Raw genomic sequence first — 21,798 nt, 5'->3', positions numbered from 1 at the left:
CTGGTGCTGATGAAAAGAATAAAGGTAGAGCTGGCTGAGAGGTCCTATGATATCTCTATTGAACGGGGGATATTGAAGGACATCGGCCCCGCTATGAAGGGACTTGGACTCAAGGGCAGGGCCGCCATAGTCACCAACCCGAGGGTGGGAGGGCTATACGGAAGTACTGTTGCCGAAAGCATTGCCTCATCCGGCTTCACCCCCCAATTTGTGACTGTACCTGACGGTGAGGAGTACAAGAGCCTTGCCGAGGCCTCGAATATATTCGATTTTTTAATAGAGCACAGGTTCGAGAGGAATTCCCCCATAGTCGCCCTTGGCGGCGGGGTCATCGGGGACATGGCCGGGTTCGTGGCGGCGACCTATTTAAGGGGTGTCCCATATATCCAGGTGCCTACCACCCTCCTTTCCCAGGTAGACAGCTCTGTCGGCGGCAAGACCGCCGTAAACCACCCAAAGGGGAAGAACCTGATCGGCGCCTTCTATCAGCCGAAGGCCGTCTTCATAGACCCTGACGTGCTGACAACACTCGACGAGAGGGATTGTAAGGCAGGGCTTGCCGAGGTCATAAAATACGGGGTCATCTGGGACCCGCGCTTCTTTAGCTTCCTTGAGGAGAACTCATCGAAACTGCTCGCGCCAGGGGATGCGTTGGTCAATGCCATCGTCAGGTCTTGCGAGATAAAGGCCGAGGTCGTAGGCAGTGACGAGAGGGAAGAGGGGATAAGGTCGATACTTAACTTCGGCCATACGTTCGGCCATGCCATAGAGGCCGTCTCCGGCTACGGAGCCTACAGGCATGGCGAGGCGGTGGCCATAGGCATGGCGATGGCAGCCGCCTTTTCCGCGAGGCTTGGCATGTGCAAGGACTGCGAGCCGAGGATAACGGCCCTGTTGAACTCCCTCGGGTTGCCGTCATCGCCCCCGGCCATCGCCCCGCAGGATTTCATCGATGCCATGAGGCTCGATAAAAAGGTCCTTGGAAGGCAGATAAGGTTCGTACTGGCGGAGGAGATAGGCAAGGTCTGTCTCAAGGAGGCCGGGGAGGACGAGCTCACAGGGTACCTCTCCTCTTTCGCAAAGTAATTCAATGAGTTGCGTTTTCCTCCTTGACTTGGTGAGCTTTCTTTAATAATTTAGGTCATTAAACCGGGTTTAATAAAGCTATGGGCAACATAAAGGCCGGAGACGACATGTTTTTTACAGCCACGATGGCTGAGGTCCTTGAGGGGCAGGGGCACTATGAGGACGCCCTGATGATCTACAAGATACTCGCGGATACCAGCCCCTGGGACCAGTCCCTGATCTTCAGGATAGAGAGGCTCAAGGGGCTTGCCGAGCGCGGAAGGAAAAAGCCGCGCCAGGACGCGAACTGAAGAGGGCTAACGGATGTCTTTCAGGGAGATACTCAGGGGGCTTGTCGAAGGGGTGGATGGCGCGGTAGCGGCCACTCTCATGGGCATGGACGGTATCTCGGTAGATCAGTACATAAAGTCCGGCGGATATGACGTCGAGACCGTAGGGGTCGAGTACGGCAAGGTAATAGACGAGATAAAAAAAGCCTCTGCGCTCCTTGACCTGGGCGCCGTAGAAGAGGTGATGGTCGCGACAGCCTCAAGCGACCTTGTCTTGAGGATGGCGACACAGGACTATTACATAGCGTTCGTGCTCGTCCACGACTCTAACATCGGGAAGGCGAGATATCTCTTGAGGAGGGCCGCGGAGGCGGCCTCCGTTGAGCTTGCCTGAGGGGATCAAGTTGGCGGTCAAAACAAAGGCTGATCACAGGGCGAGGATCAAGGGCTTAAAGGCGGCGCTTAAAACCGAGAAGGTAGACGCCATCCTTGTAAGCGATATCAATAGCGCCAGATATCTTTCAGGCTTCACCGGCTCCAACGTCTTTATGATAATCACGCCCCGCGAGGCCTTCTTTTTGACCGACCCCCGTTATACGGAGCAGGCAAAGGCCGAGGTCAGGGGCTGTAAGATCAGGATATTCAAGAAGGCCTTTGACGAAATAGCGGATATCGCGAAGGGCTTGAAGGTCAAGACACTCGGCTTCGAGGCGGCAAACCTGAACTTCAGCACATACTCGAAGCTCGACAAGGCGCTTTCAAAGGTAAAGCTCAAGCCTACCGCCGGGGTCGTCGGCAAGCTCAGGCAGAGGAAGGACGCCTTCGAGATAGAGCGCCTTAAGGCCTCGGCCTCTTTACTTGACGCGGGCTTCAAGGCCGCCATGCGCTTCATAAAGCCCGGTGCCGTGGAGGAAGAGGCCGCATTCTCCGTAGAGGTGGCCATGAGGAGGAGAGGGGCTGAAGCCCTGGCCTTCGATACGATCATCGCCTCAGGCCCGAGGGGGGCGCTCCCGCACGGCAAGGCCTCCGGGAAGAAGATAAAAAAAGGCGAGCTGGTCGTAGTTGACATGGGGGTAATCAAGGACGGGTATAACTCGGATGAGACCCGCACCTTCTCTGTCGGAAGGCCTCAGGCCAGGCAGAAGGAAGTCTACCGGATAGTTAAAGAGGCGCAGGCCGTTGCCATTGACGCGGTCAAGGCCGGGGTCAAGGCCTCTGACGTCGACGCGGCGGCAAGGGGATATATAGAGAAGGCCGGGTACGGCAAGTACTTCTCCCACGGCACAGGCCACGGCACAGGCCTTGAAATACACGAGGGGCCTTCGATAAGCCCTATAAGCGAGGACGTGCTCCATGAGGGGATGGTCATAACGGTCGAGCCCGGCATATATATTCCGGGATGGGGTGGAGTAAGAATAGAGGATATGGTCCTTGTCAAAAAGGGCGGATGCGAGATGCTCACAAATTCCATACGGGATCTCGTCATACTTTGAGGAGGATTGATGGATATTAAGGATATAAAAGCCATTTACAAGTTCCTGAGGGAGACCGACATAGTCGAGTTCGAGCTCGAGGGGCCGGAAGGCAAGGTGAGGCTCAAACGGGGCAACGCCTACGCCGTACAAGAGGCGATTGCCGCGCCAGCGGCCGCCCCGGAAGAGGCAAAATCCGTCGAGGCCGCTAAGAATGAGAAGGCCAGGCCCGACAACATAAAGGTCGTTACCTCTCCGATGGTCGGCACATTCTACAGGTCCCCGGCCCCGGACGCCGCGCCTTTCATAGAGACGGGCAGCGTCGTCAGGAAGGCACAGGCCCTGTGCATCATAGAGGCTATGAAGCTCATGAACGAAATCGAAAGCGAGTATAACGGAAAGGTCGTGTCGATCCTCGTGGAGAACGGGCAGCCTGTCGAGTACGGCGAGCCGCTCTTCCATATAGAGGTCTCCAAATAGCAAGCCGTCCCGCGCCTCATGGAGGCAGCGGCCCGCCAAGGAAACCATGTTCAATAAGATACTGATAGCAAACAGGGGCGAGATAGCCGTAAGGATAATAAGGGCCTGCCGCGAAATGGGAGTAAAGACCCTGGCGGTATACTCCGAGGCAGACAGGGAGTCCCTTCACACAAGGCTTGCCGACGGAGCCATCTGCATAGGCCCGGCGAAGAGCAAGGACAGCTACCTCAATATAACTTCCCTTATAAGCGCCATGGAGGTCGCTGATGCCGAGGCTGTGCACCCCGGCTACGGCTTCCTCGCAGAGAACTCCGGCTTTGCCGAGGCATGCGAGAAGTGCGGCATAAAGTTCATAGGGCCCACGTCGAACACCATGCGCCTCATGGGAAATAAGGTACAGGCAAAGAAGCTCGCGGAGGAGCTCAAGGTCCCGGTGCTCCCATGGTCCGACCATGCCGTGGCCGACGAGAAGGAGGCCCTTGAGGTCTCCAAGAGGATAGGCTTCCCGGTGCTCATAAAAGCCGCGGCCGGAGGCGGTGGACGTGGCATGAAGCTCGTTCACACGCAGGCGAGCCTCGGCAGCGCCTTCAATACCGCCAAGACAGAGGCCCTGGCGGCCTTCGGCGACGGAGAGGTCTTCATAGAGCGTTTCTGCGAGCTGCCGCGCCATATCGAGATACAGGTCATGGCCGACGAGCACGGCAACATCATACACCTCGGCGAAAGGGAGTGCTCCATACAGAGGAGGCACCAGAAGATACTCGAAGAGTGCCCTTCTCCGGCCCTCGACCCAAGGCTCAGGCAGAAGATGGGCGAGGCTGCTGTGAAGCTTGCCAAGGGCATAGGGTATACGAACATCGGCACGGTCGAGTTCCTGCTCGACAAGAACAAGAACTTCTATTTCATGGAGATGAACACCAGGGTCCAGGTCGAGCACCCGGTGACCGAGATGGTAACCGGCATTGACCTCGTGAAGTCCCAGATTCAGATAGCCCTCGGGGAGAAGCTTCCGATAAAGCAGAAGAACGTCTCCATGAAGGGCCATTCCATAGAGTGCAGGATAAACGCGGAGGACCCAAAGTCATTCATGCCCTGCCCAGGCAAGATAACCGAGCTCATATTGCCCGGCGGCCTCGGCGTGAGGCTCGACAGCGCCATATATTGCGGCTACACCGTTACTCCCCATTATGACAACCTCCTTGCCAAGCTCATCGTCCACGCGGAGACGAGGGAGGAGGCGATAGCGAGGATGACGAGGGCGCTTGAGGAATTCCATATCGGCGGCATCAAGACCAATATCCCTCTGCACCTTAAGATCATGAGGGACCACGACTTCATCGCTGGAAAGACCAATATAGACTTCCTCTCCAGATTTACGTAACTCTGCTAAAATCCGCATATGACGAAGACAGGCCTTATGCAATGGAGGCTTATACTGGATGAGGACCTGCCGGGAGCGGTGAACATGGCAAGGGACTCCTTCCTCCTCGGCTCGCTTGAGTCGGGGGAGGGCGCTCCCACGCTCCGGCTTTACGGCTGGGACCGTCCGACCATCTCACTGGGCTATCTGCAGGACGAGAGCCCGTTTGCCGGCCTCGGCCTTCCTGTCGTGAGGAGGATAACCGGCGGCAGGGCGGTCCTCCATTGGCACGAGGTGACCTATTCGGTAGCGGGCCTTTGCGGAGACCCCCTTTTCTCAGGCGGCATCTTGAAGAGCTACTCTGTCATAAGCCGGTGCATTACAGCGGCGCTCAGGGATGCCGGGGTGGAGGCCGCCCTTTTCAAGGGCAGCGCCTCGGGAGCGAAGAACCGGGCCTGTTTCCAGTCGCCTTCGAGGTTCGAGGTCCTCGCCGGGGGAAGGAAGATCGTCGGCAGCGCCCAGAGGCGCTTTAGAAAAGCCTTCCTCCAGCACGGCTCAATACTCATGGGCCCTGACACCGAGCTTAATGATATGGTCTTCGGCCCGGGGATCGCCGGGAAGATGGCCTCGGCAGGCGAGTTTAGCACTGTTAGCGCCTCAGAGCTCAGATCCCTTCTGGTCAAAAGATTCGCAGAGGGATTTGGCGTCACCTTCGATCTCTCAGGGCTTACCCGGGAAGATGAGGCGCAAGCACTCTGACAGGCTGCTTAAAATAAGCCCGCTCTGCGACCATAGTCTTCAAAAATCGTCATTTCGGCATTTTTTCACCAACTCGCCGGGTAAACAGTTGCCGCCTCCTGTCCAGTGGAACGTATCTCTCCCAAGTGATTGTTTTTCCTCAAAAACCGGATTATGATATAATTTGTCAAAGGTTTTCCCTTTGGTTTTTAAAAGGAGCTGCCGATATATTAGACTCGGGGGGATATGGCTCTTAAGGAAAAACTCATAGACAAGGCCCAGAAGCTCATACAGAAGGGCTACTATGACAAGGCTATAGCCGAGTACAGGTCTGCCGCCGAGGCTGACCCGAGGGACATCTCCATCCGCCTTCGGATAGGCGACCTCTACGTAAAGCTCGGGAAGAAGCCCGAGGCCGTGAAGGAGTATACCGAGGCGGCCAGGGCCAACGCCCAGAGGGGCTTCTATCTCAAGGCCATAGCAGTCTACAAGCAGGTACTGAAGCTCGAAGACACCCTGGAAGTGCACAACAAGCTGGCTGAGCTTTATACCAAGCAGAGGCTCATAGCCGACGCCATAAGCGAGTACAGCTATATCGTGGCCTGGTTCGAGCGCCGCGGCAAGACCAGCGAGGTGCTTGATCTCCTCAAGAAGATGGTCGAGGTCGACCCGAATAATATCGGGGTCAGGCTCAAGCTCGCTGAACTCTACCAGCGCCTTTCCTTCGACAAGGACGCGCTCGCTGAATACTCCTTCATCTTCGACAGGCTCGTCCAGCAGGGCAAGCTGGACAAAGCCGAGAAGGTCTACCTCGGGCTCTACAATTCCAACCCCGCCGATGAGAAGATAATCACCGGCCTCGCCGAGCTCTACAGGTTAAAAGGCGATACCTTCCAGCAGACCCGTTTTCTAAAACTGCTCTTTGAATATTACAAGGGTTCGGCCAGGAGCGACGAGGCGAGGGAAACGGCTGAGAAGATAATCGGGATAAAGCCTGCCGACGCGGAAGCCGCCGGTTTCCTTAAAAAGCTCAAGAAGGACGAGGAAAAGCCTGTCGAGATACCGGTCGAGGCTGTTAGCGCGCCTCAGGCCGAGGCCGCGCCTCCCGTTACCGGTGAGCCGGCGCTTATCTCATGGCCTGAAGAGGAACTTGAGATATCGGTAGAAGGCTTCGAGGAATCAGATCAGCCTGCCAATGCCGTTTTGGAGCAGGTCGATGTGCCGGTTGCGGAACAAGAGCCTGATGTCCAGGCGGAGACAGAAACCTCATCAGGTGAGATCGAAATAGAGCTTGAAGACCTCCTTAAGGGCGAACTGCCTTTGATGGAAGCGGAGGGCACGCCAGAGGCTGCCCCTGCAGGTGAGCCACCACTTGAAGAGGCCCCTGAAATCGAAATAGAATTCGAGCTCCATGTTGAGGCAGCGCCTGTAGAAGATGTCGCGCCGCAGGAAGATGCAGCTCCTGTAGTGGCGGCTCAGGAAGAGGTGCTGCCCGAAGCCGAGGTTAAAGAGCCGCTTCAGGATGCGGCCGAAGAGATATTTAGCGAGCAGGAGCCAAAGGCGCCTTATGCGATAGAGATAGAGGCCTTTAATCCGCAAGAGGCGGAGCCAGAGGTGGTAGAAGAGAGCGCGGAGGTAGAAGCGGTTGAGGCCGTTCCTCTTCTGGCTGAAGAGGAACATTCCGCGCCTGTCGAGGAAGTGGCCCAGCCTGAGCCTGTTGCTTCTCCGGAAATAGAATTCGAACTCATATCGAATGAACCGCCGCCGGTTGAATCAGAAGAGGCGGCCCAGGCTGAGAGCCCTCAGATAGAAGCGCTCGAGAGCATGGTTGAAGAGGGCATGAGCCCTTCAGGGGTGCTGGACTCTACGGAGCCTGTGCCGGCAGAGGATATCAAAGAAGATCTGAAAGCTATTGAGGAGGAGCCGCTTCCGGAAGAGAAGGGCGAGGATCTCGGATTCCAGACGGAAGAGTCCCTTGAAGACCTTTCCTCCGCCATAGACGAGCTTATGGAGAAGATAGAGCCTGCTCCTCATGAGGCGGCTGAGCCAGCCGGCTCCGTGGCGGAGGAGTATGTCGACCTTTCAGCCGAGCTTGGGATGGAGGAGGCTCTCAAGGACCTCGCAGGTCCCTGGGGAGGCAATGAATCAAGGGAGACCTTCGACGAGTTCAAGACCGGCATCGGTCAGCAGCTCAGCAAGGAGGACTCCGAGACCCATTACAACCTGGGGATAGCGTACATGGAGATGGAGCTCTTTGCCGAGGCCTCAAAAGAGTTCAAGATAGCCCTCAAGGACCCGCGCCTTGAGTTCGACTGCTATTCGAGGCTCGGGCTCTGTTCCATGGCGATGGACGAGCCTCAGGAGGCGGTGGGCTATTATCTTAAGGGTATAAAGGTAGAGGGCCGTTCGATCGAGGAGAGGATCGGCATGATGTACGAGCTCGGGCTCGCCTATGAGGCCGCCGGAGAGACTGAGGAGTCCGAGGAGATATTCAAGGGCATCTACGAGCTTGCGCCTTCGTTCAGGGAGATCGCTTCGAAGGTCAATGAATCGATGAGCCACAGGCCGATGGTGCCGCTCGATGACGGGCTTATCGAGGTAGAGCTCCTGTGAGCCGAAAAGTCGAGAGAGGACAGACGGGCCGAAGAGATTCGGCCCTTTCTTTTTTCAAGGGACTTCAAGGGCTGGCAGGCGACCCTGTGATGAAAGAGGTCGTCTCCGTAGCTGGCGATACAGAGGTCTATCTCGTGGGCGGGGCGCTGAGGAACCTCGCTTTGGGAGTCCCGGCCGCCCCTGACTATGATTTTGCCGTGAAGGATGATATAGCCGCGTTCGCGGCCGAGGTAGCGGCAAGGCTCGGCGGGGCACATTTCGCTTTGGACGCGGAGGCAGGTGTTTTCAGGGTGGTTCTGAAAGATGGGGCGAAAGTTACGCTCGATTTCACGCCGTTAAGCCCTGGTGGCATAGATGAAGACCTCGGTAAAAGGGATTTTACCGTAAACGCGATGGCGATCCCGGCGCGCTCTCTCTTTTCACCAGGCTCGCTGCCTATCGATCCCTTCGGAGGCATTGAGGACGCCCGGAGGCGCGTCATTAAGGCGGTCTCTGAGACCGTCTTTGATGAAGACCCGTTGAGGATGCTCCGGGCGGTGAGGCTTTCAAGGCAGTACTACCTCGATATAACGCCTGATACGTTCTCGCTTATAAAGAAGAAGGCCGGCCTTATAGGAAAAAGCTCTCCGGAGAGGATAAGGGACGAGATAACGGAGCTTTTTCTCGCCAACGGCACCGCCGAGGGCATAGAGCTGCTTTATGGGACCGGCCTCGTCAATGAGATATTGCCTGAGATCTCGGGCTGGGCTTCAGTTCAGGGCTATGACCTTCTCAGGCATACGCTGGCGACGCTTAAGGAGGCTGAGTCGCTTCTCGCTGGTCTGTCTCAATACACGTTCCCTGGTTTTTCTGAAAGGCTAAGGGAATACTTCCAGCGCTCCGAGGGTCAGCTTTCTAACTTGTGCATTTTTAAGCTCGCCGCTTTCTTCCATGACTTCGGAAAGCCTTACGCGATATCAAGGGAAGAGGGAAGGCTTACATTCATAGGCCACGACACAAAAGGGGCAGAAGGCATAAAAGGGCTCTTCCAGAGGCTAAGGTTCAGCAGGAAGACCGTAAACGACCTTTCGTTTTTTATAAAGAACCACCACAGGGTCTTCATGCTCGCTGCCCTTAAAGAACGGAGCTTCAGGGCCAAGGGGCATTATTTCAGAGCCTCCGGCTCATCCGGCGGGCTCATGCTCCTTTGCCTCGCCCTCGCTGACGCCAGGGCCACAAGGGGCTCTGAGGACGCCGAGTTATACTCGGTCGTCCTCGACATGATGAGCTTCTACTACGGGGTTTATACGAAAAAGAAGCCAAAGCCGCTTTTGACAGGGCAGGAGATTATGGATACTTTCGGGGTCGCTGAAGGGCCGCTGGTCGGAGAGATAATCGGCGAGCTCAACAGCCGGGTCGAGCAGGGGTTGATAAGGACCAAAAGAGAGGCTAAAAGCCATATCAGGAAATGGCTCAAGGAAAGAGATCTATAGATGCGCTTTCCTCTATGGGATTATGGGTTTTTACAGCCATAAGCTATTGACAATCGTTTGGCCATAAGGTTTACTGTACTGCTTTTAATCTTCGTTTGATAGAGGGGACAACATATGAGATACGCCTGCATTATTTTCCTTTTACTTATAATGGCGGCGGTGCCCGCCGGAATTAACGCGAAAGAAGGAGCGAAGAAGATGGGAGAGAAGAAGGAAGTAAGGGCAGTAATAGAGACAAAGTACGGGGAGATGGAGATACGTTTCTTCCCTGAGGCCGCCCCCGGGCACGTCGAGAACTTCGTCAAGCTCGCGAAGGAAGGCTTCTATGACGGGACTATCTTCCACAGGGTAATACCCGGGTTCATGATACAGGGCGGGGACCCGAACACCAAGGGGCCTGACAAGGACACTTACGGAACCGGGGGGCCGGGCTGGCATATAAAGGCCGAGTTCAATGACATCCCGCATAAAAGAGGCATCCTCTCCATGGCGAGGTCGCAGGACCCTAATAGCGCCGGCTCGCAGTTCTTCATAGTGGTCAAGGACTCCAACTTCCTCGACGGCCAGTATACCGTATTCGGCGAGGTCGCGAAGGGGATCGAAGTGGCTGACAAGATAGTAAGCCTCCCCAGGAACCCAAGGGACCTCCCGAACGAGCGGGTGGAGCTGAAGGTGAGGATAGTGGAGTAAACTTCGTCTTGCTTTGATAATAAAAAAGGCCCCTTTCGGGGCCTTTTTTATTATTTCATCCACATCGTGTTTTTACTTTTTAGGGAGCTTCTTCATTTCCTTTTTGGCTATGTCGAAAAGCGCGTGGACTTCCTTCCTCTGGGTCTCGTAGAGTGACGGCACCTTGACGCCCTTCTGGACCTTCTCCTTCGCCTTGCAGTTCTTCTTGAGGGGGGTGTCCACGAAGAGCCTGCCCCTGTGCCAGGTTATGGGGTAGGTCCTGCAGATCGTGGGCACTATCCTCTTGGGAAGCTTCTCGGATATCCACAGGTAGAAAAGGGAGCAGCCCTTGGAGCCTCTCAGGTGAAAGGCGCAGAGCTTGTCCTTTTTCCGCACGGCGGTCTCCCTGTAAGCGCCGCCGACATAGTCGTCGTCCTTTTTCAGGACTGTCGAGAAGCAACCCTCGATCTTCGCCCCGATAAGTGGCTCTACGAGGTCCCTGTGCTTGAGTATCATCTTGTAGGACGCGAAGTCCACATCACAGCCCCAGCCGCAGCATTCGTCCTTGCAGGAGCTGCCGTAGCAGCCCTCGCCGAAAAGGCCCGTATGGCTGGTTATCCTCGGGTCTATTTCAGTGATCCTTATCTTGGTAGTGCTTTTCTTCCTGGGTTTTACGGCGGTCTTTTCCTTTTTTACGGCGGTCTTTCGCATTACTCGGCTCATCCTCCTGCTGGGGTTTTGTTCGGTTCAAGGCGGGATCGCTGATTCAAGGCAGTTTATGGACGCTCGTAGCGTCCACGATAATCTTGTTCACAACTCCGTTGACGCCCCATGTAAACCATGCGTCGTCCTCGGCTGCTTCGCGTTCTGCGGCGCTGCCCGTTACTCCTTCGAGCGTTACGACCCAGTCTCTTGTGCGCACCTTGATGCTTGCCGCGTCGACAAGCCTGTCCTTCTCGAGGATGAGCCGCAAGGCGTCGCTTACCTCGTCGTCAGAGTCAGACTCCGAGGGGACCACCTCTATGCTGTTGATGACGTCTGTCGCTCCGGGCACCCACCACGCCAACGCCCCGGCAAGCCTCTTGTGGCTTAAAGACCAGACCTCGCCCTCCAGGTCTACTATGCCGTTTATAACCTCGGTTTCGATCTTCAGGCCTGTAAGGGCGTTCTCCCCCGCGATGGCGTCGTAGATATGTTTTTTTATCTCGTCGTCGGACATGTGGGAGGAAGGCCTTACCCTGAGCCTGTCTATTACGCCGGAGACGCCGTCGAGCCCCATCGCGAAAAGGATCGCCCTCTTTTTTTGAGAGACCTTCTCGACCACGCCGTCGACCATGATTGAGCCGTTCTCCATCTGCACGTCGATGGGAAATGCTACCGGGTCGAGGCGCAACTCGTCAGTGAGCGCTGCCTTAAGGGCCTTTACAGGGTCTTTGGAAGTGTGTCTGTCAGGGGTCATTATCGAAGGAGCCGATCGATGAAAGGATTAAACTGTGTTGAGTATAGCAGAGCATCCTCCCTTTAACAAGGTGTTTTTAAATAACCGCGGCAAAGGCCGGTTCTGCCTTGTTCGGCAGAGATCAATCAGCACGTTTCAACTTGAAAAACCTTTACTTTGGCCTTGCAATGACGATTCTTGTGTGCTAAATTATAAAGATTAAAACCCCTCTTACATCGAAAGTGGGCCTTCGCTCACTTTTTTTGTTTGGGAGAAGAACCGGTCTCCCCGCAATATGTTTTTTGCCGGGCTTCGTCCAGGGGCGGAGGAAGGGATGAAGCCCGAAGGCGTTGAAGACAGGATAAGGCAGCTCGCCCAGCCGGTGGCCGATGGGCTGGGGCTGGAACTCGTCGACGTATCGTTCGCCTCCGAGCATGGACGGAGGGTCTTGAGGGTCTACATAGACAAGCCCGGCGGCATCACCGTGCACGACTGCGAGCAGGTGAGCCGCGAATTCAGCACCATATTGGACGTTGAAGACCCGATACCCCAGAGCTACAACCTGGAGGTATCTTCGCCGGGCCTCGACAGGCCGCTCAAGACCGAAAGGGATTTTGCCAGGTACGCCGGCAGAAGGGCGAAGATAAAGACCATGGAGGCTATTGACGGCAGGAGGAATTTCAAGGCCGTCATAGACGAGGTAAGGGACGGCACGGTGCTCGTGACCGACTTTGACGGAAAGAAGTTTATGATTGCCGTCTCGAATATCGAGAAGGCAAGGCTTGAAATAGAGATCTGAAAAAATTTACAGGAAGAAGCTGGAGGTTTTTGAATGCTTAACTTGGCCAATATAATCGACCAGGTCGGCAAGGACAAGGGGATCGACAAGTATATCCTTATCGAGGCCCTCGAGACCGCGATGCTCAAGGCCGCCGAGAAGAGGTTCGGCCCGAACAAGATCATAGAGGCGCACTACCAGGAAGAGATGGGCGAGATAGAGCTCTTCGTCTTCAAGGACGTTGTCGAAGAGGTCGCGGACCCCGATACCCAGATAGGCTTTGACGCCGCCAGGGAGCTCGACCCGGAAGTGGCCCTCGGTGACAGCCTCGGGGTGAAGCTCGATTCCAAGGAGTTCGGCCGTATCGACGCCCAGACCGCGAAGCAGATAATCATACAGAAGGTGCGTGAGGCGGAGCGCAATATCGTCTATAACGAGTACTCCTCCAAGAGGGGCGAGATCGTAACCGGCATAGTCCAGAGGTTCGAGAAGGGCGACATAATAGTAGACCTCGGAAGGGCGGAGGCTGTGCTCCCGAAAAAGGAGCAGGTCAGGCGCGAGGGATACAGGCAGGGCGAAAGGATAAGGGGCATAATACTTGACGTCAAGGTCGAGGCGAAAGGCCCTCAGATAGGCCTTTCAAGGACGCATCCGGCCTTCCTGATGAAGCTTTTCCAGATGGAGGTCCCCGAGCTGTACGAAGGCATCGTTGAGATAAAAGGCGCGGCGAGGGAGCCCGGCGACAGGGCCAAGATAGCCGTCTTATCACATAATTCGGACGTGGACGCGGTTGGAGCATGCGTGGGCATGAAGGGGTCGAGGGTCCAGGCGGTGGTGCAGGAACTGAAGGGCGAAAAGATCGACATCGTCCACTGGTCCGACGAACCGGCTATATTCGTAAAGAACACGCTCTCGCCAGCCCAGATATCCAGGGTCGTAACTGATGACGCTGAGCACTCGATGGAGGTCATCGTCCCGGACGATCAGCTCTCCCTGGCGATAGGCAAGAAGGGGCAGAACGTAAGGCTCGCCGCAAAGCTCACCGGTTGGAAGATAGACATTCGCACCGAGTCCGATTCAAAGAGCGGCAAGGAGAAGCTCTCTCCTGAAGAGGCCTTGAGAAAAGAGGTCCAGGCAGCCGGCGAAAGGGAAGAGAGGGAGAGGGCGGCCGCGGCAAAGGAAATGGAAGAAACGCTCGGCATCTCTTCAGAGATCGCCGCGACACTCGCCGCAGCCGGGTACGAGGGCTCTGACGGCGTCATGAAGGCCACAAGGGAGAAGCTTCAAAAGATAGAAGGATTGGACGAAGAGGGCATAGACAGCATAATGGACGCTGTTGCGGCCCTCGCCGGGAAGGGTAATGCCTGAGAGGACGTGCCTGGGCTGCAGGTCCGTCCGTGAGAAGGCTTCACTTGTAAGGCTCGCGCTCGGCGGCTCCGGCTTTCTTGAGCCGGACCCATCAGGCAGGCTCGGCGGCAGAGGGGCTTATATATGCCCTCAGGAGAGTTGTCTTAACGAGGCGATCAGAAAGAACGCTTTATCAAGGGCCCTCAAGTCGAAGGTTGAGATAGCCGGCCATGAGGCCCTGTGGGCGCATATAAAGGCCGGTCTCGAAAGAGGCCGGGGTTGAAATTGTTTTCATACTGTTGGGATCCATGGTCCTGGCAATAATTTTCGGGCGAGGAAAATGACACAAAAAGAAAAAGAAAAAGAAAAACCGCAGCAGGCAGTGGATGTCGAGGAAAAGCGGATAAAGCCCTCGGTAATAAGGAGAAGGACTTCCGCGAAACCGGCGCCAGCGCCTGAAGAGACAGTCCCGGCAGAGACAATTACAGCGCCGATAGCCGCCGAGGCCAGGCCAGCTGCGGAGGTGTCTGCCCAGCCAGATAAGAAGGCCCAGGCCGAAGTCGTGCAAAAGCCCGGTGCAGCTGCCGCTCCATCCGCCGTCAAAAAAGAAGAAACGAAGGAAGAGAAAAAAGGCGCCAGGCCCGGAAAGCTCAAGACAAAGGCAGATGAGAAAAGAGAGGCGCTCAAGAAACCTGCTGTCAAGAAGACGAAGGAGAAATCCGCCGCCGAGATACTGGCAGAGTTAAAGGCGGAGGAGGAAGAGGCTATCCCCGCCCTGGTCGAAGAAGCTCCTGTTGCCGAGGCCCCTGCCGCCGAAGCCGCCGTACAGGCGCCTGCCCCCGTCGATAAGGCCATAAAGACAGAGAAGGTATTCAGCAAGGAGCCTGATGTAAGGAAGTTCTTCCCGTCCAGGCGCCCTCAGAAAAAAGACAGGTACCAGAGGGACACCAGAAAAGCGGCCGTACAGGCCCGGCCTATGAAGAAGACCGAGATAACGGTGCCAAAGGCCACAAAGAGGGTCGTAAGGATAGTAGACGCCATAAGTGTAGCCGATCTTTCGCAAAAGATAGGGGTAAAGGCCGGAGAGATAATAAAGAAGCTCATGGGCCTTGGCATAATGGCTACAGTGAACCAGCTTATAGACATGGACGCCGTCACGCTCATCGCCCAGGACTATGACTACGAGGTAGAGAGCGCGGCCGTCCAGGAAGAGAGCCTCATGGAGACAGGCGCCGAGGCCGCTGCAGGGGAGAGGCAGCACAGGGCCCCGGTCGTCACGGTCATGGGCCATGTAGACCACGGCAAGACCTCTCTTCTTGACGCCATAAGGAAGACGAACGTTGTAAGCGGAGAGGCCGGAGGGATAACCCAGCACATAGGCGCTTACCACGTCCACCTCGATAAAGGCGACGTCACCTTCCTTGATACCCCCGGCCATGAGGCCTTCACCGCCATGAGGGCGAGGGGAGCCAAGGCGACCGACATAGTCATCCTTGTCGTCGCTGCTGACGACGGCGTCATGCCGCAGACCATAGAGGCCATAAACCACTCCAAGGCTGCAGGAGTGCCCATCATAGTCGCCATCAACAAGATAGACCTTCCGCAGGCGGACTCCGGCAGGATAAAGCAGGAGCTTACGACCTACGGACTCGTATCCGAGGAGTGGGGTGGCGATACCATATTCATCGAGGTCTCGGCAAAGAAGGGCATCAAGATAAAGGAACTCCTCGAGATGATACTCCTTCAGGCCGAGGTGCTTGAGCTTAAGGCCAACCCGGACTCCCCTGCCAGAGGCGTGGTCGTCGAGGCCAAGCTCGACAAGGGCAGAGGCCCGGTATCGACAGTCCTCATCCAGGACGGCACGCTTAAAGTAGGCGACGCGATAGTCTCAGGCATACATTACGGCAGGATAAGGGCGATGATAGACGACTGGGGCAAGCGCGTAGATGGCGCCGGCCCGTCAATGCCGATAGAGATATTCGGACTTTCCGGCGTGCCTTTGGCGGGAGATACCTTCGCGGCCGTCAAGGATGAGGCCACAGCCAAGCAGATAGCTGCCATAAGGGAGCGCAAGAGCATAGAGAAAGACCGCATGAAGACCGCGAAGGTGAGCCTCACCGACCTTTACGACAAGATAAGCAAGGGCGAGGTCAAGGACCTCAACCTTATCATCAAGGCGGACGTGCAGGGCTCTGTCGAGGCCGTCAAGGAAACGCTCGCCAAGCTTCCGACCGAGGCCGTGAAGATAAGGGTCATCCACAGCGGCGCAGGCGGCATCAACGAGGGCGACGTCATGCTCGCGTCCGCTTCCAACGCCATAGTCATAGGCTTCAACATCAGGCCGGACGCCAAGGCCCAGGCGCTTGCCGAGAGGGAGAATGTCGACCTCCGCCTCTATGACATCATCTACAACCTCGTGGACGAAATAAGGGCCGCGATGGAGGGCATGCTCGCCCCGGTGGTCAAGGAAGAGGTCCTCGGCAGGGCGACCGTAAGGGAGGTCTTCCGTATAACCAAGGTCGGCAATGTCGCGGGTTGCTTCATGTCGGATGGCAAGGCCGTAAGGGGCTCGAAGGCCCGCCTGATACGCGACAACATCGTCATCTATGACGGCAAGCTCTCGTCTCTCAAGAGGTTCAAGGAGGACGTAAAGGAGGTCGCTTCCGGCTTCGAGTGCGGAATGACCATCGAGGGCTATAACGACCTTAAAGTGGGCGACGTCATCGAGCTCTATACTCTGAAAGAGGAAGCCGCCAAGCTTTAACAGGCATGAAATAAGTCCATCTGCGTCGTTATCATCGTCGCTTCTGCTACGGCGTTCACGAAGAGTACGCCTCATTCATCAACGGCGGGAATTGCCTCGCATATGGATCTTTTTGAGCAGCTTGAACACAGTGTTTGTCAGCGACTTAAGGCAGTTTTAAAGATGGTAGTAGGTGTTGCAAGGGTCACGCTCATCCTGCACGCAAGCAATTCCCTCAAGGACAAGCGGCAGGTATTGAAGAGCGTTATAGAGAAGGTAAAGAACAAGTTCAACGTCTCGGTCGCAGAAGTGGGCGGCAACGACGTCTGGCAGAGGGCGGAGATCGGCATCACGGCGGTCGGCAACGACAGGGCCTTTGTGAACTCGGTCCTTGACAAGGTGTTGAATTTCATAGAGGGCCTTCACCTCGCCGAAGTGACGGACAGCGAGATAGAGATAGTGAACTTCTAGGCTGACCTCTCTTGTGTCATCCGCAGTAATTTTCTTTATCGAGGCCCTCGAAGTCCTGAACCGATTCCCGGAAGGAAAAAATAGATGAGCTACAGGCGTGCCGACAGGGTAGGCGACCTTATAAAACAGGAGGTCGCCTCGATGATACTCCACGGAGAGATAAAGGACCCTAGGATAGGGTTCGTGACCATAACAAAGGCGGAGCTTACTCCTGACCTCAAGGAGGCCAAGGTCTATTTCAGCCAGATCGGAAGCGACGCCGACAAGGAAAAAAGCAGGCAGGGGCTCACCAGCGCGAGCGGCTATGTCAGGAGGAGCCTTGCAAAAAGGCTGGACTTGAGGCATATTCCTAAGGTCATGTTCCTGTTTGACGACTCTCTCGAGTATGCTGAAAAGATAGAGCGGGTCATACGCGAAATGAAAGAAGGAGGCAGCCTTTAAGTCAATCAGGGGCTGGATTTCTCATAATGGACAACAGGTTCGAAGAAGTAAAAGCTGAGATAAAAAAAGGCAAGCGGTTCCTCGTGGTCTCGCACGTAAGCCCTGAGGGCGACGCCCTCGGGTCCCTTCTTGGGCTGGCGCTCGCGTTGAGGAATATCGGCAAAGACGCTGTCGCCTACCTTGAAGACCCTGTGCCAGAGCTTTTCATGTTCCTTCCAGGCGCCGACACCGTGGTGCACAGCCTCGAAGGGGCCGCGCCATTTGACGCGACCTTCGCGGTCGACTGCGGCCAGAAGGAGCGCCTCGGCAAGGGTTTTGTCTCTTTTAAGCACCACGGCAAGCTAATAAACGTCGACCATCACGCCACCAACGATTCTTTCGGAGACATAAACGTGATAGAGCCCGGTGCGAGCGCCGCCGGAGAGATGGTCTACGACCTCTGCAAGGCCGCGTCCCTGCCGATAACACGTGAAGTCGCGGTAAACCTCTATGTCGCCATACACACCGACACCGGCTCATTCCATTATTCATCAGCCACGCCAGAATCGTTTATCAAGGCCGGAGATCTCGTCAGGCTCGGGGCAGAGCCCTGGGAGGTCTCCAAGAGGGTCTATGAGAACCATCCGGCAAGGAAGTACAAGCTCCTCGGCATGGTGCTTAATACGCTTGAGGTCATAGACCTAAACAGCAACGGACACGCCAGGGTAGCGATGGTCACGGTATCCCAGGAGATGTTCCGGAAGGCTGAGGCCGAAAAGGACCTCGCCGACGGGTTCGTCAACTACGCCAGGGGGATAGCGGGCGTGGAGGTCGGCGTGCTCTTCAGGGAGGCAGGAGAGCTTGAGTACAAGGTCTCGCTTCGCTCAAAGGGCGACGTGGACGTGGCGGATGTCGCCATGTCCTTCGGCGGCGGCGGCCACAGGAACGCGGCGGGTTTCATGCTCAAGGGAAGCCTTGAAGATGTAAAGAATAGGGTGATAGAGGCGCTCAAGGGTGCATTCGCCAGGGTATAACGGCGTCCTCGTCATGGACAAGCCCCAGGGCTGGACATCCCATGACGTCGTAGCGCACGTCAAAAGAAAGTTGAACGCGAAAAAGGTCGGGCATCTTGGCACGCTCGACCCTCTGGCCACAGGGGTACTGGTCCTTGTCATTGACTCCGCCACAAAATTCGCCTCAAGCCTTGGCGGAGGCGCTAAGGAATATGTCGCTTCCTGCAAGCTGGGCGAAGAGACCGACACATACGACCGAGAGGGCAAGGTCCTGAGCACTTCAGATACCTCGGCCCTTTCACCTGTCGAGATAAAAAAGGCGTTAGAGGCCTTCAAGGGGCGCATAACCCAGGTCCCTCCCATGTATTCGGCCTTGAAGTCAAAAGGTGTCCCGCTCTATAAGCTTGCCAGGAAGGGAGTGACCATAGAGCGCGAGGCGAGGGAGATAGAGGTCTACGAGATGGAGCCCCTGAAGATAGAGCCGCCGATAGTTGAATTCAGGGCCCTTTGTTCCGGCGGCACCTATGTAAGGTCGATCTGCCATGACCTCGGTGTACGGCTCGGCTGCGGAGGCCATCTGGCAGAGCTTCGAAGGACGAGGTCGGGCGCGTTTACGATAGAAGAGGCCGTAGGCCCCGGAGCCGCCGCCGAGGAGCTCTCTCTAAGGGTCATACCGCTCGATGAGGCCCTGAGAAGGGCCTCTGGAGAGGCTGGCGGAGAGCCCTGTCAGGCACATTAAATTTCGCTTTCCTTATTATTAAAACGGTGTTAATATCCTTTTGCCGTCTGCTTCGGCTGCTTGTTTTTATAATCAATGAAAAGGGTTTGCGCCCTTGTCATATAGCTTGATCAGTCAAACGAGAAGGGAGGTAGGAAAGAGTTCAGATGCTGGCAACCGAAAAAAAGCAGGACATTATCAAATCCTACAAGACGCATGAGAAGGATACAGGCTCTCCTGAAGTGCAGATTGCGCTCCTGAGCGAAAGGATCAACAGCCTTAGCTCGCATTTCAAGACGCATAAGGCGGACCACCATTCAAGGAGAGGTCTCCTTAAGATGGTCGGTCACAGGAGAAGGCTTCTTGACTATGTCAAGAAGAAGGACGTCGAGCGTTACAAGGGCATAATAGAAAAGCTCGGCCTCAGGAGATAAAAGATAAGGTGCGGCGGCGCGAAGAGCTTGCGCGGCCAAGCCTGGCGGCGATTACGCCGCCAGGTGTCCCGAATTGTGGACTGGGCCCATCAGATGGGCGTAACCGACAATCAAGGGCACAGGGCGTATTTGCGCTTTGGGCCCTGTAGTATTTTCTACACAAAAGACAGGAGAATAGAAGCATAATGAGTATATATGAGACAACTTACGCCGGCAGGCCGCTTATAATTGAGACAGGCAAGATGGCCAGGCAGGCGCACGGCTCATGCACAGTCAGGTACGGTGATACGGTCGTGCTGGTTACGGCCTGCCGTAACGAGTCTCCGGCCGCGGGAGTTGACTTTCTGCCGCTGACCGTGAATTACATGGAGATGACCTACGCCGCCGGCAAGATACCCGGCGGGTTCTTCAAGAGGGAAGGCAGGCCGAGCGAGAAGGAAGTGCTGGGCTCAAGGCTTATCGACAGGCCGTTGCGCCCGCTCTTTCCCGAAGGATACTTCAACGAAACCCAGATAGTAGCGACCGTACTCTCGGTCGACCTCGAGAACGAGCCGGAGATAGCCGCGATGATCGGTGCCTCCGCGGCCCTCGGGATATCGGATGTGCCTTTTGACGGGCCCATAGCCGGGATCAGGGTCGGGTCGATAAACGGCGAGCTAATCGCCAACCCCTCCATCAAGCAGCAGAAGGAGGGCGATATAGACCTGATGGTGGCCGGCAAGGAAGGCTCCATAATAATGGTCGAAGGCGGGGCGAAGTTCGCAACTGAAGAGTTCCTCGTAAAGGCGCTTGCGTTCGCCCAGAGCGAGATGCAGGGAGTGCTGGACCTCCAGAAGAGGATAGCGGCAGAGGTCGGCAAGCCCAATATGGCGCTGCAGCCCGTCGTAGCAGACCCGGAGCTTGAAGCCAGGGTAAAGGCCTTCGCCGAATCAAGGCTCAACGACGCCCTCAGGATCCCGGTCAAGCAGGAGCGCTATCTTGCCGCCGGGACCCTCAAGAAAGAGACGATAGCCGCCCTTGCGGAGTCTTTCCCCGGTAGGGAAAAAGAGATCGACTCCATCTACGGCGACTTGAAGTACAGGCTCATGAGAGAGATGGTCGTAAACGAGAACAGGAGGGTGGACGGCAGGGGGCCCAGGGAAATACGCCCCATAACCTGCGAGGTAGGCCTGTTGCCGAGGACCCACGGCTCGGCCCTCTTTACCAGGGGCGAGACACAGGCCATGGTCGTCACCACCCTCGGCACCTCCGAGGACGAGCAGAAGATCGATGCCCTCTCAGGGTGGGAGTACAAGAACTTCATGCTCCACTACAACTTCCCTCCCTTCAGCGTCGGAGAGGTAAAGATACTGCGCGGCCCTGGAAGAAGGGAGATAGGCCACGGAGCGCTCGCTGAAAGGGCGGTATCGAAGATACTACCCCAGGAAGGCTTCCCCTACACCGTAAGGGTCGTCTCTGACATACTCGAATCCAACGGCTCGTCGTCAATGGCCACCGTCTGCGGCGCTTCTCTTTCACTCATGGACGCGGGCGTGCCGACAAAGGGGCACGTCGCGGGCATAGCCATGGGCCTTATAAAGGAAGGCGACAAGGTCGTGATACTCTCCGACATCCTCGGCGACGAGGACCATCTCGGGGACATGGACTTCAAGGTTGCCGGAACAGCCGACGGCGTGACCGCCCTCCAGATGGACATCAAGATAGGCGGTGTTACGGCAGAGCTGTTGAAGGACGCCCTCTATCAGGCAAAGGAAGGCAGGCTCCATATCCTCGACAGGATGCAGAGCGGCATCTCCACGCCGAGGGCAGAGCTTTCTGTCTACGCTCCGAGGATAACCACGATATACGTCAGGCAGGAGAAGATAAAGGACGTCATCGGGCCCGGCGGCAAGAACATAAAGGGCATCATCCTTGCGACCGGGGTCAAGATAGACATCGACGACACCGGAAAGGTGAATATCGCCTCCACCGACGGCGCCGCCGCCGAACGGGCCATAGAGATGGTCAGGATGCTCACAGCCGAGGCCGAGATAGGCAGGATCTACAACGGCAAGGTCAAGAAGATCGTCGACTTTGGCGCCTTCGTCGAGATATTCCCCGGCACAGAGGGGCTTGTGCACATATCCCAGCTCGCCGCTGAAAGGGTCAAGAACGTAAGGGATATACTCAAGGAAGGCGATGAAGTCCTCGTCAAGGTCATAGACATAGACAAGGACGGAAAGATAAGGCTCTCCAGGAAAGAAGCTCTCGAAGAGAACATGTAGGCCGCTGAAAAAG

22 protein-coding genes are annotated in these 21,798 nt (G+C 56.1%); 20 read left to right on the top strand and 2 right to left on the bottom strand.

The window, feature by feature from the left end; genetic code table 11:
• Positions 1 to 9 precede the first annotated feature (9 nt).
• The 10 genes from A2V21_302800 to A2V21_302755 all read left to right on the top strand — a co-directional run bounded on the left by A2V21_302800 (position 10) and on the right by A2V21_302755 (position 10,180).
• A complete protein-coding gene (locus A2V21_302800) occupies positions 10 to 1,086 on the top strand; it encodes a 3-dehydroquinate synthase (GenBank protein ID OIJ73286.1) in 1,077 nt (358 codons plus the stop codon).
• Between the two features lie 80 nt (positions 1,087 to 1,166).
• Positions 1,167 to 1,376, top strand: coding sequence for a hypothetical protein (locus A2V21_302795; protein ID OIJ73285.1), 210 nt, complete (start codon positions 1,167 to 1,169; stop codon positions 1,374 to 1,376).
• A gap of 13 nt (positions 1,377 to 1,389) precedes the next feature.
• Positions 1,390 to 1,749, top strand: coding sequence for a hypothetical protein (locus tag A2V21_302790; protein OIJ73284.1), 360 nt, complete (start codon positions 1,390 to 1,392; stop codon positions 1,747 to 1,749).
• Positions 1,750 to 1,795: 46 nt separating this feature from the next.
• Complete coding sequence (locus A2V21_302785) at positions 1,796 to 2,848, top strand: hypothetical protein (GenBank protein OIJ75023.1); 1,053 nt, start codon at positions 1,796 to 1,798, stop codon at positions 2,846 to 2,848.
• A 9-nt stretch (positions 2,849 to 2,857) separates the two neighbouring features.
• A complete protein-coding gene (locus tag A2V21_302780; protein ID OIJ73283.1) occupies positions 2,858 to 3,307 on the top strand; it encodes an acetyl-CoA carboxylase, biotin carboxyl carrier protein in 450 nt (149 codons plus the stop codon).
• Between the two features lie 46 nt (positions 3,308 to 3,353).
• Positions 3,354 to 4,688, top strand: coding sequence for an acetyl-CoA carboxylase biotin carboxylase subunit (locus A2V21_302775; GenBank protein ID OIJ73282.1), 1,335 nt, complete (start codon positions 3,354 to 3,356; stop codon positions 4,686 to 4,688).
• A gap of 36 nt (positions 4,689 to 4,724) precedes the next feature.
• A complete protein-coding gene (locus A2V21_302770) occupies positions 4,725 to 5,426 on the top strand; it encodes a hypothetical protein (protein ID OIJ73281.1) in 702 nt (233 codons plus the stop codon).
• Between the two features lie 225 nt (positions 5,427 to 5,651).
• Positions 5,652 to 8,018 (top strand): hypothetical protein, encoded by a 2,367-nt coding sequence (locus A2V21_302765; protein ID OIJ73280.1) that lies wholly within the window; start codon positions 5,652 to 5,654, stop codon positions 8,016 to 8,018.
• 89 nt (positions 8,019 to 8,107) lie between these two features.
• Complete coding sequence (locus A2V21_302760) at positions 8,108 to 9,490, top strand: hypothetical protein (GenBank protein ID OIJ73279.1); 1,383 nt, start codon at positions 8,108 to 8,110, stop codon at positions 9,488 to 9,490.
• 198 nt (positions 9,491 to 9,688) lie between these two features.
• Positions 9,689 to 10,180: a peptidylprolyl isomerase gene (locus A2V21_302755; protein OIJ75022.1), complete on the top strand. Its 492-nt coding sequence runs from the start codon at positions 9,689 to 9,691 to the stop codon at positions 10,178 to 10,180.
• Between the two features lie 72 nt (positions 10,181 to 10,252).
• On the opposite strand, the gene A2V21_302750 is transcribed toward A2V21_302755, so the two are convergent.
• Together A2V21_302750 and A2V21_302745 are read right to left on the bottom strand one after the other, a co-directional pair.
• Positions 10,253 to 10,870 carry a hypothetical protein gene (locus A2V21_302750; protein ID OIJ73278.1) on the bottom strand — a complete coding sequence of 206 codons (618 nt, stop codon included), beginning with the start codon at positions 10,868 to 10,870 and terminating at the stop codon, positions 10,253 to 10,255.
• A gap of 55 nt (positions 10,871 to 10,925) precedes the next feature.
• Positions 10,926 to 11,618, bottom strand: coding sequence for a hypothetical protein (locus A2V21_302745; GenBank protein ID OIJ73277.1), 693 nt, complete (start codon positions 11,616 to 11,618; stop codon positions 10,926 to 10,928).
• Between the two features lie 313 nt (positions 11,619 to 11,931).
• Between A2V21_302745 and A2V21_302740 the strand changes: the two genes are divergently transcribed.
• From A2V21_302740 to A2V21_302695, 10 genes are all read left to right on the top strand, one after another.
• Positions 11,932 to 12,396 carry a hypothetical protein gene (locus tag A2V21_302740; GenBank protein OIJ73276.1) on the top strand — a complete coding sequence of 155 codons (465 nt, stop codon included), beginning with the start codon at positions 11,932 to 11,934 and terminating at the stop codon, positions 12,394 to 12,396.
• A 33-nt stretch (positions 12,397 to 12,429) separates the two neighbouring features.
• A complete protein-coding gene (locus A2V21_302735; protein OIJ73275.1) occupies positions 12,430 to 13,743 on the top strand; it encodes a transcription termination/antitermination protein NusA in 1,314 nt (437 codons plus the stop codon).
• A complete protein-coding gene (locus A2V21_302730; protein ID OIJ73274.1) occupies positions 13,736 to 14,005 on the top strand; it encodes a hypothetical protein in 270 nt (89 codons plus the stop codon). Before A2V21_302735 ends, A2V21_302730 begins: the two co-directional genes overlap by 8 nt.
• A 57-nt stretch (positions 14,006 to 14,062) precedes the next feature.
• Positions 14,063 to 16,486 carry a translation initiation factor IF-2 gene (locus tag A2V21_302725; protein ID OIJ73273.1) on the top strand — a complete coding sequence of 808 codons (2,424 nt, stop codon included), beginning with the start codon at positions 14,063 to 14,065 and terminating at the stop codon, positions 16,484 to 16,486.
• 162 nt (positions 16,487 to 16,648) lie between these two features.
• Positions 16,649 to 16,936, top strand: coding sequence for a hypothetical protein (locus tag A2V21_302720; protein OIJ73272.1), 288 nt, complete (start codon positions 16,649 to 16,651; stop codon positions 16,934 to 16,936).
• A gap of 84 nt (positions 16,937 to 17,020) precedes the next feature.
• On the top strand, positions 17,021 to 17,377 hold the full coding sequence (locus A2V21_302715) for a ribosome-binding factor A (GenBank protein OIJ73271.1): 357 nt from the start codon (positions 17,021 to 17,023) through the stop codon (positions 17,375 to 17,377).
• Positions 17,378 to 17,403: 26 nt separating this feature from the next.
• Positions 17,404 to 18,390, top strand: a complete 987-nt coding sequence (locus tag A2V21_302710; protein ID OIJ73270.1) for a hypothetical protein — start codon at positions 17,404 to 17,406, stop codon at positions 18,388 to 18,390.
• A 13-nt stretch (positions 18,391 to 18,403) separates the two neighbouring features.
• Positions 18,404 to 19,108, top strand: coding sequence for a tRNA pseudouridine(55) synthase TruB (locus tag A2V21_302705; GenBank protein ID OIJ75021.1), 705 nt, complete (start codon positions 18,404 to 18,406; stop codon positions 19,106 to 19,108).
• Positions 19,109 to 19,254: 146 nt separating this feature from the next.
• Positions 19,255 to 19,521 carry a 30S ribosomal protein S15 gene (locus tag A2V21_302700; GenBank protein OIJ73269.1) on the top strand — a complete coding sequence of 89 codons (267 nt, stop codon included), beginning with the start codon at positions 19,255 to 19,257 and terminating at the stop codon, positions 19,519 to 19,521.
• Between the two features lie 185 nt (positions 19,522 to 19,706).
• Positions 19,707 to 21,785, top strand: coding sequence for a polyribonucleotide nucleotidyltransferase (locus A2V21_302695; protein ID OIJ73268.1), 2,079 nt, complete (start codon positions 19,707 to 19,709; stop codon positions 21,783 to 21,785).
• Positions 21,786 to 21,798: the final 13 nt, after the last annotated feature.

This window comes from Deltaproteobacteria bacterium GWC2_55_46 (assembly GCA_001595385.3).
Classification (GTDB): Bacteria; Desulfobacterota; GWC2-55-46; order GWC2-55-46; family GWC2-55-46; genus UBA5799.
Note: the sequence above shows the minus strand (reverse complement) of the source record. Positions and strands in the feature narration are given on the sequence as shown.